Consider the following 14131-nt stretch of genomic DNA (forward strand, 5'->3'; position numbering starts at 1 on the left):
CTAGCTTATATTAAATCATGAATATTGACTCAGTAATTTCGGCTAATGATTATAAAGCGACGATTTGGATACCAAACTATTGATAAAATTAGTTTATAATCAAGTCATACTTTCCAGGTAACAATACTAAGATTATTTTCGATGGCAGAAAGCCAGAATCAATTAGAAAATTATTATCAGTGGCACTCCCGAATTGAGGCTCTTAATATTAGAGGGGTGATCATTACTGCGCGAGAAAGTGCTCTGTTCGAGCAAATAAAAACAGGGCAAATCAGTGAATCCCCCTCTTCTGTTTTTTCGAACTTAGCGCACTCAATAAAGCCTTCTGGTACCAAGGTCGATCATATTCTTGGAGGAGAGTTTAAATACGTTTACTTTGAATTAACCAATAGTACCTTCGACGTTAACCTTTTTGCCGCCATTACCGGCACTTTAGTCGGTGGTGGGCTACTATTTCTGGTGGTTGATAAAACTACCCTTCGATATGCAATGCATTTGGCCCAACCGAATTTGTCTTGCGGAGACTCGCCGGTCCAAAATGTATCAACAGTAAATTCTCCAGAGACTATTTGCCCTCTTCTGGATCGAGTTTTACGCTATTCTGCTAAGAAAAGCTCGGTTGCAATTATTTGCAATGATACTTTTTATACAACAAACGATAAAGCACAATTAACTAATTGCGATGGTCATGACAACGCCCTTGATTCTCAGGCGACTGTTGTTTCTCAAATTATCCGAGTTGCCAATGGACATAGTAAAAGACCACTGGTAATTACCGCTAACCGAGGGCGCGGAAAATCAGCGGCCCTTGGTATTGCCGCTGCGCAAATTGCTTCAGAGAAAACCATCGAAATATTTGTAACTGCTCCGAGTAAAAATAACTTACCGTCATTTTATAAACATTTAAACCAACAACTCGCCGAGAACTCCGTCGCTTATCAAAGCAAAGGAAACATAGTCTCGCTAGAAAACGGTTCGGCGATCCGCTTCTTACCACCCGATCAATTACTAAAACAAAACGAAACACCATCACTTGTGATGATTGATGAAGCAGCGGCCATTCCTGTCAATATACTCAATCGAATAACTTTACAATTTACTCGGTTAGTTTTCGCCACAACTAGTCATGGATACGAAGGAAATGGCAAAGGTTTTGAAGTTCGATTCAAACAAAAATTGTTGGACATCAGGCCCCAGACTCGCTTTGCTCAACTTTCACTGCCGATTCGCTGGGATCGAAATGATCAGTTAGAGCCCGCAACCTTTAACGCCCTATTATTGAATGCTGAATTAACACAAACCTCAATTGGCGAGACCGATCTAAAACACTCGCTATTATTCGAAGAAATATCAAAGTCAGAGCTTAGAGAGAACAACCAAGATCTCACTAATATTTTTGCCCTGCTCGTTAACGCGCACTATCAGACACGACCGGCTGATCTACAGCAACTACTCAGCAACAATAAACTAAGAGTTGTTGTTTTGCGCCACCCCGGTCAAGAAGATAGCAACCAAGAAACTCAATCAAATACCATTATAGCGGTTGCTCTAATTAGCGAGGAAGGCGAACTTAGTCCTGAGGATTGTAGACTGCTCAGCGATGGACAAAAACGAATCAAAGGAGAACTACTACCGCAATCTATAGTAAGCCATTTTGGGCTTGTTGAAGCCGGCGAGAAAAAGTATTTTAGAATCATGAGAATCGCCGTACATCCCAACTGTCAACAGCATGGTGTCGGAACACAACTGTTAAACCACATCAAAAAGTTAGCGAAGGCCAGCCAGATTGATTTTGTCGGCGCCAGCTTTGCAGCTACCAATGACGTAGTAAAATTTTGGTTAAAAAATAATTATCAGTGTATTCGATTTGGTTCAAGCAAAGACTCTTCGTCAGGTTCTCATAGTCTCGAAGTATTAAGCTCTTTAAATGCCGAAGCGACGGAAATACTAGATTTATTGACAAGCCGATTCAGTCGATCATTTATCTATAAACTCAAAAATCAATTAGCAGATTTGTCTGACGATATGGTTAGTGAAATTATTCTCTCTCAATGGCGATATTCACCAGTCGAGCTGACCGACTATGAACTTGATGAGTTAAAAAAGTTTGTGAATAGCGCAAGAAGTTTTGAGATGGTTGATGATCTCGCACTCAAACTTTTTCAAGCCAAAAGACATTTAATAACGGACAAGAAACTACTTGATAACCGACAATTACATTTCTTAATTTGTTGCCTATTCAAAGCCAACGACTGGAAATTACTCGCTGACAGTTTTACATTCACAGGCAAAAAACAAGCGCAGGAATATCTTCGACAAATAGTGCTAAAGCTTGTGCAAATTTAACGCTGAATGCGGTAAGATATTCTACAACATTACCCTATTTTAATTGAAGAATCTCAGGTAGATTATGAGTTTGCGCGTCGAAGTAACCAAAGTGACACCGTTTCAACAAAACTGTTCAGTTATCTGGTGTAGCGAAACATTAAAAGCTGCAGTTGTCGACCCGGGCGGAGACCTCGATAAGATCCTGGGGATCATATCGAAACATCAACTCAATATTGAGAAAATCCTTTTGACTCACGGCCATCTTGATCACGCAGGTGGTGCAGCAGCCCTGGCTCGGCAATTGAGTATCCCTGTAGAAGGCCCACATCAGGACGATGACTTTTGGCTTCAAGGTATGGAGCAACAAGCGCAAAACTATGGCTTTTCAGGCGTTGAAGTTTGTGTGCCGGATCGCTGGTTAAATGAAGGAGAAAGCATTCACGTAGGTAAGGAAAAACTCGATGTTTATCATTGCCCCGGCCATACGCCAGGGCACATTATCTTTCATCACCAATCATCGCAGCTAGCATTTGTAGGCGATGTATTATTTAAAGGTAGTATCGGTAGAACTGATTTTCCGCGTGGTGATTTTCAAACATTAGTTAATTCGATTACCACTAAATTGTGGCCACTGGGAAATAAAACACGATTCGTTTCCGGGCATGGACCCATTTCTGATTTTGCGAGTGAAAGAGCAAGTAACGCCTTCGTTTCCGACGCTAAACTCGCATCAGCATAACTTTGCAAGGGATTTAATATTAACAAACTTGATATTGAGTCTGAGTTTGAAAATATTAAATCCCCTATCAGCGATTATGCTGCCCACATAATCAGCTGATAACGACTTATCCAGTCAAAACACTGTTTTCGAGTGACTTCAATTAGAACGAGTAGACAACGGTAAACGAAGTAACGCTTTCCGTTTTCTCATTTCCAACAGGCACATCAGATTGGTGCTTAACAGAGTATGAAACCTTCAACGCCAGGCTTTCCATGATATTTGCGGACAACCCGGAGTAAGATTTCGATACGGTATTATCATCGCCAATTTCACTGGATAGTTTTTGTTCAAATTCAGCATTTTTGTTTATCTTCCATTTATACAAACCCGCTAACCTGACAATTCCTTCGCTATTGGTTTCTGACGTTGCTTCAATTTTACTTTCACGTGTACCAAAACCAAGCTCGCCATCTAAAGTGTGACTTTCATCTTCTATAAATCGATAACCAGCACCCAACGCCAGCGACGCCTGATAATCAAAACCAGAATCTTTGGTATCATCATAATCGGCTATTCCAAAGGCGTAAGCATATTTGCTAAATTTATAATCTGACTTAGCTTGAGCCGTAAACTTTCGCGCTTCTGTTTTGACACCATTTGAATCTTCAGTAGAGCTGCTCTGAGTGGCGAGCGCTCCCGCATGTCTCCATCGACCAACCTCATATCCCAAAGTAAATCTGCCATTAAGAGAATCTGATTCATTATCTCCAGAAACAGCGACGTATCCAAACTCTACGCTACCAGCCCATTTGCCTTCGCAACCCTGTTCGGTCTGCTCACAATTTTCATCAACTTCCTCTGAACTTGCCGGTTTTCCAAGGAAGAAATCATCGGCAAAAGCGGAAGAGGATATTAACCCTAACGCTAAAATTGTTGGTATTTTTTTAAAGTAGTTTGTCATTGGCCAAATGTCCTGTTGTCCTAAAACGAATTTGTGGCGATCATACCAGCGTCAATCAACTTTAAGAATAGCGAGAGTCTAAAAATATGATGATAAGCCGCCAAAATTAATAAATTTAGCCTATTTTTCTGGATTTTGTTGAAATTTACCGTTGATTACTTATCGATTACATTAAACGGAATACTCAAATAGAGTTCCGAGTAATCCGAAATGCCTGAGTTTTAATGGATGGTTAAGATGACACTAAGATGTTTTCGCGATGCTCTTAAGTTTGCCACGCGTAAGAGAATTTTATGAACCAAGTTCTATCTGTTTTGCGAAGTTGCAGAGTGTTTGGGTCGTTTTCGGCATTATCCGAATAACCGATATAGGCCAATGTGAATGGGTTAACTTTATATGAATAAATTAGTTGAGTCCCCATAAATTTAACCTCGTCGGCCACATCCAGCCCATACTTGAATCGTTGAGACTGAACAGTCAAACGCAAAAAATTCTTTAAGTTGATTTGATAGCCCAACTTCAAGTTAGCTACTTCAGCCTCGTATAACTCGCCCTGTGGCAAATCAAATATCTGATTAATAAACTCTAATTCACTACTTAGCTGCCGAGTGACTTGATACTCCAATGTGAGGTCAAAAGTGTCAGTTTTCCCCTGGCGAGCTTGGCTGAAATCAATTGCATCAGCATTAGCATACTCGAAATTAACCAGCAAATTGTAAATCGGGTTGAATTCTGCCCATATGATCTGTTTCTGAAGATCGAAGTGGATACCTCGATAGTATTCTTCTCGTTCATTTAAGTCTAAACCGAATAAGGATTCATAAATCGCCGCGACTTCAAAATTAAGATTAAAGTCTTCACTTAACTTTCCACCTTCGACTTCTTGCGTATCAGTCCATCCGCCGTGAATGGAAAAATGCTTCCACCAGGTGCCGTTATCCGCATACCATTTTCGTGTCGTTCCTACCGCTTTTCGCTTCCAGTTACTAAAACTCATAAAACCAGAATCCGCTCTAAAATCCTTATTAAAGTGATGGTAAGTGGCAAACCAATACCAGTCGCGACTCAGATGCGTATAATTGAATGAATAAGCACTATCAGACATATCACTTTTAACCAGCGGGATATCACCAAAACGTTCTGTGTCGCTGTATTTATCGACAAGTTCCTGAGGGTAATTTCCTTCGGACCAAAACGCCTGGTATTTAAAATAGTCTGTCTTACTAAACCAATGTTTTCCGTCGACACCTGCAACTCGGTTTGAATAGCCTTCTCCGTCCCGATAAGTCATGGTCATTCCCACATTGCTACTTTCTCCAAGGTCATAACGATATCGAAATACGGTATTATCACTTTCGCTATTATTGTTTCGCTCAAAGAAAGAACCTTGGCTAAATGGCACCAGAAAGTTCGTGTGTTTATCTTTCAGATTAATTAAGCCGAAACTGTGTTTATCTGTTTTACCTGTGTATTTAACGCCATATTCAGGCTCTTCGAAAACTCTCGTATAGACCAGTCGACTCCAATTATTAAAGTAATCAAGGCCATCAAGAAAGAAAGGACGCTTTTCTTCCAAAGATAAAACTGAAAGATTATTAATATCCAGTTGAACGGCATCGGCTTCGACCTGTGAAAAGTCGGGATTGACAGTCACATTGACAAAAGAATTGTGGTTTAATCCCCAGCGTAAATCCAAACTGCCCCGCTCTTCTGCATCTCCAGTTTGCCAACCGGTTTCATTCTCGAGATCTCGTGTATCACTTTTTACGACAGTCAATGAAGGAATGATTGTTAAGTTTTGCGGAGCCTCGACACTCTTAAATCCAACCACTTTATTTAGTTGACACAAACTACAACTGATATTTCTATCAATTGGCTGGTTTGATAGTCGATGCATTACATCCCTGCGCCAAATTCGTGTCAGCTCGATGCCCCAGGTTTTTATGTCTTTACTATCTTCAAACCTGAGCGCTTTAAAAGGAATTTTTAGTTCAACGGTAAAACCATCGTCTGTCAATTTTCCAGCACTATACCAGATAGCATCCCAGCTAATATCTGAGTTACCGGTATGCTCGTCGATCACCGTATCAGCTTGAATGCCTAGCGGATTAACAAAAAATTGGAATGCTTTGCGGGAATCATTAAAAGTGTCCAGTTTAATAGCAACCAGGTCAGAAGCGGCTATTTTATCTCTATCAGACAGGTAGGCTCTTATTTTCCGTGGATCATGATCAATCGCCTTAAAAGCGACTAACAGGTTTTCGCCATCTTCAAATAGGTAAACTTGCGTATCAACGGGCGCAGCGATATTTTCTCCAGGCCTCGTTTCATAGCGAATTGGAATGGTCAAAGATTGTGACCAAACATCCTCAGAAATTTCTCCATCAAGCACTACAGCTTGCTTTATTTGTGGGATTTCACCGATGACAGTCACTTCAGCTTCACATCGCTGTGCAAAAACAACGGCGATCACACACACAAGCAACACAAGTGTGAAGAATCGTAGTAAATTCATTTTTTTATTTATTTACCTAATGCCGGTTAATACCGGACTTACCCCCGAATTATTCAAACTAAACTATCAAATTCTCCCAACAATTCAATATTTTTTATTTCGCGGCTACCAGTATCTTGTTGTTTAATCAGAATTTTATACCAATTTGAGATTCATCATCTCTATAACAAAATAATTTGAACTGAAGCTCAGTAAAGGGAAGTCAACAATTTAAATAATTGCAATCAGTTAAATTGATATAGCTGAATCAATTTAATTTTGTGTGAAAAGCTTTTGAATTAAAAATGAAATTGACAGCATATCGGCGGTCACTGGTGCCGGTTTCCGATCAATCAGTAAAAACCACTCAAATATGCCCTTGAAAATATTATCCCTGCATTAATAAGAACTCGGTGATTTTGTTCATGTCCAGATCGAAATCTCCAGCTCTCACTCCTCTTTCGATTTGCTCGTTTTCCGCCACAGATAAGTCAATTTCTTTCGCCATCGTAAAAACATTGTTGCGCAAACTAAAAAAGGCTTTAACTTTTGGTCGAGTTGGATTGTCAGCGTTACGGCTTTCTACTATCGCCAATTTTTCAGAGCTTAATTTCACCAGAGAACCAACAGGATAGACACCTAAACAACGAATAAATTGATCAACCAGCGGCGCATCTAATTGACCATTACTTGCCAGTTCGCGCAAAATCGCGAACGCTCTGATTTGCGCCATTCCATCTTTATAAACTCTGTCAGCGGTCAAGGCGTCATATATATCACAGATAGTGATCATCCTGTCATATTTTGACAACTGCTCAGATTTTAATCCCCTGGGATAGCCAGTACCGTCGAGCTTTTCATGGTGATTGGCAACAATTGCTCGAGAGAGATCAGAGATGCCATTTGTCTGGTCAACTATATTTTTAGAATGAACTGCATGCTTTTTTATTTCTTCAAATTCTTCGGGGGTCAACTTTCCAGGTTTGTTAAGAATTTTGTCAGGAATTTTTATTTTCCCAACATCGTGCAAGAATGCTCCGACTGCCAACTCATTAATTAATGACTTTTTAAGTTTCAGAAACTTGCCAAATATTGAAATTAATATGGAAACGGATACCGAATGCTCCAACAAATATTCATCTTTGCATCGTATGTTCATAACACACGCTAACGCGTCAGGATTTTCAAAAATAGTTTCAATCGACTGCTCAGTAAAGTCTTTTACCTGACTTGAATCAATCGGTTTACCTTCTTGTATGTCATTAAGCACTTTCGATTGAATCGACTTGGCTTCATCATAAAGATGTTTCGCCTCGACAATCTGAACCGCTAGATTTTTACTTTTCGCAGCTTCTGAGCGCTTGCTTTTTTCGACCTGATCACTGACGGAACTGTTTTCAGTTTTATTCTTATCCAACTTATCATTTTCGGATAGCAACGCACTATCAACTTCAGTCAGTTGATCATCATTTGCACTTTCCAGTTCATCTGCAGGTATTGTTTTACTGGTATCAACTTTAACTCTCAACACGCCTTTACTAATTAATTTTTCAATTGCGTGAAAATCTCTCACCCAGCCTGGATTCTTAATTTTGAAATGACCGGTTTGTTTCACTATTTCTATCACGTAAGAACCGGCCCCTAACTGTGATATGTCTTTCTCGATAATCATTGATGAAATTCTATCGTCCTCTCTTGATAGTCGTTCGTCAGCGATGTTTAAACTAACGCTTAATAATTCAATTCAGTTCCTGCTTAACTGAGTGTATTTTTTATTTTGATCCAGTTTTATTGTGATTCAGTTTTATCGTCATCCAGCGAATTTTCAGGAAACCTATTTCGCAAACACCACTGCCAATTTTTGTTTATCTGGGGACAGTGCAAGGCGAGTAATGTCAGACAAGTCAATGTCAGGTAAGTTTGGAATTATTTTCCATTCAGAATCACGGCTTAAATTGGTAAACATTAAATTCTTACCATCGGAGGAAATAACAACGTTGTCATCAAACCAAACATAATCCTGAGCTTTTCCAGGCAACTTGTTAAGCGTTGTAATCTTTCCAGTCTCGAAATCGTAGCTTTTTAAACGATGATTCTCACCTTCTATAACAGTATAGCTAATCAAACTACTACCAGGAATTTTTTGCAAACAACGCCCAATATCATTGTCAATCACCTGCGTCGTTTCCTGACCAAGCTTTGCCACCTGTAATTGGTGTGGGGTTCCGAGAACAAATAAGGCAACATTATCCTTGTTCCAGGTATGGTAGCCCACGGGTTGAACACTATTAAATAATGGGCTAAATCCATTTTCGGGAGAATACTTCCACAATCTCTGACGACCGTCAGCTTCAATCCTAACCACCGAAAGGCTGCCCTTCTCTGACGGCATTGTTGTCGGCGAAAACTCACTTTCGGGTGTTCGCGTCATTCTGGTTGATTGTTTCTGTTTTTCTGACCATTTCCAGATATCCGCATTCTCATCAAGCATGCGTGTAAAATAGAGCGTAGCAGAGTCCTCGCTAAAATAGGGCTGATTATCATAACCAGGACTAGTCGCAACCATCACAGGCTCTTTGATTCTAAGTTCGCCGCCATTAGCGTCTAACTGAAAAACGACGATGTCATGATCAGTTGCTTCAGGATTAAATACTAAAATCCAGTAAACCGCCCCAACCATCAGGGAAGCGATAATAATATTTGTAAATAGACGTCGAGTCATAGCTTACTTTTTATGTACATGGTAAATGTTTAACCAATCACCCGCTTTCTTATTGCCGATCCCTTTCGTCAGCTGGCCTTTATGAGGATAAAAAGTGAAATCGCCACTTTCTTGTTCGCAATAGTGCTTCACTTTTTCTGAGACAACAATATCACCGGCCTCAGCCATTGATTCCAAGCGTGCAGCCATATTAACAGCATTACCTTCTAAATCAGACTGATTAGTCACCTCATTGTGAACAATATTGACATGCCCCAGGTCAATCCCGATACGCAATTCGAATTCAGCGGACATCAGCACGTTTCTAATCATACAGGCACATTCAACCGCCGCTTTAGCACTTCTGAATGTGGCGCGAAGAGAATCACCTTCCATATTAGGATAACTCGCCTTCCATTTTGCCAGAATCGGTTTTAGCAATCCCCTGAAAAGGGAAAGCTTTTCGGACACAACACCTTCACTCCACTGGGTGAAGTCCTTCAAATCAATAAACAGGACGCAAAAATTACGCACCTGATCAATTTCGTGTTCTGCCGCTAACTCAAGCAATCTGGGCCAGAACTGCTCTTTAATTCCCGCGATTGACTCTTTTAAGCGGCGTTGCATGGTTCTGTCCGCACGCAGTGCGAGTTGGGCGTATTGAATTCTGCTAGCCTCTTCCTTTAAGGAGATCTCTAACTCATTAAGCGAATAGCTACCTGATTCATCAACCACCAGCTGTACCAATGCACCGCCTGCGATATCTTTGACCGATTTGAGTCGTAGCGATACGCCCCAGTGACACGCTTGTAAATGTTCTATCAGTATTGGCAAGGTCGCAATTTCATTCGCTGTTAAACGGAACTCATATTTGAGCTCAATAATCAGCGATTCTGCGTAAATTCTTTCAAATTCATGGGGTTGATATTCGGTTTTTAAGGTACTGTCTCTGTCCCAATAAGCATATTGGCATTTAATATCTCGAATATCCCAGCCCATTGTATCCGCATTAAATAAGCTAGCGCCGGTAATATCAGCATAGGCCAGGCAAGTGCCGGAAAGATCACTATCTCGAAAATCACAGCCTCTCAGCTTCGCATTTTCAAAATTAACCCGTGATAAATCAGCGCCGGAAAAGTCAATTCCCGTTAAATTTGCCGACTTAAATTGTGTATTCTTGATTTGCGCACCGCTTAATAAACAATCAGTGAGATCGGTATGGTTGAGTAATGTTTTGTCCAGATTTGCTCCACGTAAATCAGCACGCTTCAGGCTGGCATTACTCAAGTTTTTGCCCGCTAGATTTTGTTTGCGGAGATCACAAAGGTCAAGCGTAATACCTATCAGGTTAAAACTTTGCAGATCTAAGTGAGTCAGATCAGAATTAATGACAGAAGTGTCATTTAAAATAGCGGTCAAAAAATTGACCTCTTCAAAGTTACATTTTCTAAATTCAGAGTGCGAAAGGTTGCTCGCAATTAATTTGGCATTAGCAAAATCACAACCTTGAAAATTAGAGCGGGTTAAGTTGGTTGATATCAGATTAGTTTCACGAAATGAGCAACTATCAAATAGACAATTAATAAAATGAACATTGGAAAAATCGAGGCCCGAAAAATCAAAATCTTTAAACTCAAGATCTTCAATGACAATATCTTTGTTCCCATGGGAATCCTTCCATCTTTGCCAGTTTTCCGCTTTGACAAAAAAGAGCGGGTCAGTCAGCGCCTTATTCATAGCTAGTTCCACGTTATCCTTTCTTTCGACCGATGTAAGCGTAATTATGTGATATTGCGGTATTATATTGCAGTTATTTTATAATGCCATAAATCCCACCTTGAATATGGAAAAATATGGTGTTTCGGTAAAAATACAGGCATATTTCTGCGATCATAACGATTTTGGCAGAATACAGACTAAAGCAGTACTTTCACTTTAAGTGAAAATCATTCAATCAACTTGAAAATTTGAGGGTCAACAATGTCACACCCATTTGAAGAATTCAGAAAAAAACGCCAACAAGGTAACGAGAAGCTCATTGATACAAAAAACCTGGTGACTAAACGCTTTATTTCGCTCGATAAGCAGGCATACAGTGACGGCGCGTTGCCAGTGGAAACCAAAGAGCTTATGGCATTGACGGCATCAATGGTATTGAGATGTAATGATTGTATAGATTACCATCTGGAAACAACGGTTAAACTTGGTTTTAGTCGAGAGCAAATCGACGAGGCGATAGGGATCGCCATGCTTGTCGGCGGTTCGATAGTCATTCCCCACGCTCGCCATGCTGCAGAAAGTCTTGATTTTCTTTTTGAAGAAAAAGCAAATTCGAGCAATTAGATTACTCGGTTTACTTACTAAACCGCAATCAACAAAAGTCGATCATGCAGAGTCATTATCACTAAGCTGGTCGACTACTTTCCAAATCAACAGGATTTAATAGCCCCTTATTGCTTGAACAGTTTTTCTCTCAAAAGCGCAATTTGATCTCGATATTCAGCCGCCTTTTCAAATTCAAGATTTTTAGCCGCTTCCATCATCAGTTTTTCTAGCTTCGCAATAGATTGACCGGCTTTAGCCGCACTTTCAACTTGATAATCCGCCGTGTTTTCTGCAACTTTCTTGAGTTTTTGTCGACTTTTCCTATCTTCTGCGCCGCCAGCTTGCATGATATCACTAATTTTCTTGCTTACCCCTTTCGGTTTTATACCGTGTTCGAGGTTAAAGGCATGTTGAATATCACGACGTCGGTTAGTTTCTCCAATGGCACGTTCCATTGAACCGGTAATTTTATCCGCGTACAAAATCGCCTTTCCGCTTAAATTTCGTGCAGCCCTGCCAATCGTTTGAATCAGGGACCGTTCTGAACGAAGAAAACCCTCTTTATCAGCATCAAGAATCGCCACTAGCGAGACTTCCGGCATATCTAGCCCTTCTCGTAACAGGTTAATGCCTACAAGCGCGTCGAACTCCCCTTTTCTTAAATCCTGGATAATCTGCATCCTTTCGACGGTATCAATATCAGAATGTAAGTATCTGACCCGAGTTCCATGCTCGGTTAAGTAATCCGTTAAATCTTCCGCCATTCGTTTTGTTAATGTGGTTACCAACACCCTTTCATTAATTTTGGCCCGTTGAGTAATTTCCGATAAAAGATCATCAACTTGCGAAGCCACAGGTCTCACTTCTACTTCAGGGTCTAACAATCCGGTCGGCCTGACAACTTGCTCAACAATTTCACCAGAGTGCGTCTTTTCGTAATCAGCCGGTGTCGCTGAAACGAATATCGTTTGCGGGGCCAGCTTTTCAAACTCGTCGAATTTCAACGGACGGTTATCTAACGCAGATGGCAGTCTAAAACCATACTCCACCAGCGTTTCTTTGCGCGATCGATCGCCTTTATACATTGCCCCTATCTGCGAAACCATGACATGAGATTCGTCAATAATCAGCAATGAGTCCGCTGGCAAATAGTCAAATAACGTGGGCGGATGTTCGCCAACTTTTCGACCAGAGAGAAACCGCGAGTAATTTTCGATACCTGAGCAATAACCCAGTTCTTGCATCATTTCAATGTCGAACCTAACTCTTTGTTCCAAGCGCTGGTGTTCTACTAGTTTATTGAGTTCCTTTAGTTTTTCCAGACGTTCGGCAAGCTCGACTTTAATGTCTTCAATCGCATCTAACAGCGTTTGCCTGGCGGTAACATAATGGCTTTTGGGGTAGATAGTGACCCTTGGAAGTTTTTGTAAGACTTCGCCTGTTAGCGGGTCAAATCGACTAATCGAATCAACTTCATCATCGAATAACTCGATTCTGATAGCATCTCGCTCAGATTCCGCCGGAAAAATATCAATCACATCCCCGCGCACTCGGTAAGTAGCTCGCTGCAACTCCATATCATTCCGAGTAAACTGAAGCTCCGCCAGCTTTCTTAGTATTTGGCGTTGATCAGCTTCGTCTCCAGGCTGCAAGTGCATGACCATACCATGGAATTGTTTCGGATCGCCCAAACCATAAATTGCTGATACAGAGGCAACTATCACACAATCTTTTCTTTCTAATAGCGCTCTTGTCGCAGATAGTCTCATCTGCTCTATATGGTCGTTTATCGAAGCATCTTTTTCGATAAAAGTATCACTACTGGGAACATAGGCTTCTGGCTGGTAATAATCATAATAGGAGACAAAATATTCCACCGCGTTATTCGGGAAAAACTCTTTCATCTCCCCATACAACTGAGCCGCTAGTGTCTTGTTCGGCGCGAGAATAATTGTCGGCCTCCCCGTCTGCTGGATAACATTGGCAACAGTAAAAGTTTTGCCTGAGCCTGTAACCCCCAGAAGTGTTTGATGGCTGAGGCCATCATCTAAACCTTCGATAAGTTGTTGAATCGCCTTTGGTTGATCCCCGGCAGGTTTAAAATCGGACTGAATAGAGAATGATTGTTCCGTCGACATAGAAGGCAATTTAAGTTAATCAATTTCGTTTATTGGACGAGCACTATACCACCACTATCTATGTGTCTTGAAGTGGTTAATAAGAGTATTTAATCTTCTCGCCACCAGACTTCACCTATCACCAATAAGCCACAGAATTGACATAACCGCCTGTTTTTTAGACAAAACTGACCAGTTTTTGGGCGAAACCGCGTAACTATTAAAAAGATTTCAGTTTTTTTAAAATTGAAGGTTGACCGCCCGACCATTCTTCATTATTATTGCGCTCGCTCTCAAGGAGAGACGCAATTCCCCCTTAGCTCAGTTGGTTAGAGCGACGGACTGTTAATCCGCAGGTCCCCCGTTCGAGTCGGGGAGGGGGAGCCAAATTTTGGTTCAAAATCAAGCAGTTACAAATTCAATTTGTAACTGCTTTTTTGTTTTCCGAATTTTTCCTAATATTTTTTCTTAATATTCCTCGTTT

At 40.8% G+C, this 14131-nt stretch carries 9 protein-coding genes and 1 tRNA gene; 4 read left to right on the plus strand and 6 right to left on the minus strand.

Annotation, left to right across the window (positions count from 1 at the left end):
• Positions 1-141: 141 nt before the first annotated feature.
• Together FLL46_RS23010 and FLL46_RS23015 are read left to right on the plus strand one after the other, a co-directional pair.
• Positions 142-2346 (plus strand): GNAT family N-acetyltransferase, encoded by a 2205-nt coding sequence (locus FLL46_RS23010; protein WP_142934147.1) that lies wholly within the window; start codon positions 142-144, stop codon positions 2344-2346.
• A gap of 64 nt (positions 2347-2410) precedes the next feature.
• Positions 2411-3067 (plus strand): MBL fold metallo-hydrolase, encoded by a 657-nt coding sequence (locus FLL46_RS23015; RefSeq protein WP_142934149.1) that lies wholly within the window; start codon positions 2411-2413, stop codon positions 3065-3067.
• Between the two features lie 142 nt (positions 3068-3209).
• Here the strand turns inward: FLL46_RS23015 and FLL46_RS23020 are convergent, their stop codons facing one another.
• From FLL46_RS23020 to FLL46_RS23040, 5 genes are all read right to left on the minus strand, one after another.
• Complete coding sequence (locus FLL46_RS23020) at positions 3210-4010, minus strand: DUF481 domain-containing protein (RefSeq protein ID WP_142934151.1); 801 nt, start codon at positions 4008-4010, stop codon at positions 3210-3212.
• A gap of 265 nt (positions 4011-4275) precedes the next feature.
• Positions 4276-6525, minus strand: coding sequence for a carbohydrate binding family 9 domain-containing protein (locus tag FLL46_RS23025; protein ID WP_142934153.1), 2250 nt, complete (start codon positions 6523-6525; stop codon positions 4276-4278).
• Between the two features lie 367 nt (positions 6526-6892).
• Positions 6893-8176 carry an HD-GYP domain-containing protein gene (locus tag FLL46_RS23030; RefSeq protein WP_142934155.1) on the minus strand — a complete coding sequence of 428 codons (1284 nt, stop codon included), beginning with the start codon at positions 8174-8176 and terminating at the stop codon, positions 6893-6895.
• Positions 8177-8338: 162 nt separating this feature from the next.
• Entirely contained in the window at positions 8339-9226 is an 888-nt protein-coding gene (locus tag FLL46_RS23035; RefSeq protein ID WP_142934157.1) for a TolB family protein, read from the minus strand.
• Positions 9227-9229: 3 nt separating this feature from the next.
• Positions 9230-10942 (minus strand): pentapeptide repeat-containing protein, encoded by a 1713-nt coding sequence (locus tag FLL46_RS23040; protein ID WP_142934159.1) that lies wholly within the window; start codon positions 10940-10942, stop codon positions 9230-9232.
• 243 nt (positions 10943-11185) lie between these two features.
• Between FLL46_RS23040 and FLL46_RS23045 the strand changes: the two genes are divergently transcribed.
• Positions 11186-11548, plus strand: a complete 363-nt coding sequence (locus FLL46_RS23045) for a carboxymuconolactone decarboxylase family protein (RefSeq protein ID WP_142934161.1) — start codon at positions 11186-11188, stop codon at positions 11546-11548.
• Positions 11549-11655: 107 nt separating this feature from the next.
• Here the strand turns inward: FLL46_RS23045 and uvrB are convergent, their stop codons facing one another.
• Entirely contained in the window at positions 11656-13668 is a 2013-nt protein-coding gene (uvrB, locus tag FLL46_RS23050; RefSeq protein ID WP_142934162.1) for an excinuclease ABC subunit UvrB, read from the minus strand.
• A gap of 289 nt (positions 13669-13957) precedes the next feature.
• Here uvrB and FLL46_RS23055 point away from each other — a divergent pair.
• Positions 13958-14034 (plus strand) — tRNA-Asn (locus FLL46_RS23055).
• The last annotated feature ends 97 nt before the right edge of the window (positions 14035-14131 follow it).

The sequence above is a fragment of the Aliikangiella coralliicola genome (genome assembly GCF_007004725.1).
In the GTDB taxonomy this organism is placed as follows: Bacteria; Pseudomonadota; Gammaproteobacteria; order Enterobacterales; family Kangiellaceae; genus Aliikangiella; species Aliikangiella coralliicola.

Excerpts from the sequence above, each read along its gene's own strand:
- FLL46_RS23010 (WP_142934147.1), top strand. The coding sequence starts at position 142 with ATGGCAGAAAGCCAGAATCAATTAGAAAATTATTATCAGTGGCACTCC.
- FLL46_RS23015 (WP_142934149.1), top strand. The coding sequence starts at position 2,411 with ATGAGTTTGCGCGTCGAAGTAACCAAAGTGACACCGTTTCAACAAAAC.
- FLL46_RS23020 (WP_142934151.1), bottom strand. The coding sequence starts at position 4,010 with ATGACAAACTACTTTAAAAAAATACCAACAATTTTAGCGTTAGGGTTA.
- FLL46_RS23025 (WP_142934153.1), bottom strand. The coding sequence starts at position 6,525 with ATGAATTTACTACGATTCTTCACACTTGTGTTGCTTGTGTGTGTGATC.
- FLL46_RS23030 (WP_142934155.1), bottom strand. The coding sequence starts at position 8,176 with ATGATTATCGAGAAAGACATATCACAGTTAGGGGCCGGTTCTTACGTG.
- FLL46_RS23035 (WP_142934157.1), bottom strand. The coding sequence starts at position 9,226 with ATGACTCGACGTCTATTTACAAATATTATTATCGCTTCCCTGATGGTT.
- FLL46_RS23040 (WP_142934159.1), bottom strand. The coding sequence starts at position 10,942 with ATGAATAAGGCGCTGACTGACCCGCTCTTTTTTGTCAAAGCGGAAAAC.
- FLL46_RS23045 (WP_142934161.1), top strand. The coding sequence starts at position 11,186 with ATGTCACACCCATTTGAAGAATTCAGAAAAAAACGCCAACAAGGTAAC.
- uvrB (WP_142934162.1), bottom strand. The coding sequence starts at position 13,668 with ATGTCGACGGAACAATCATTCTCTATTCAGTCCGATTTTAAACCTGCC.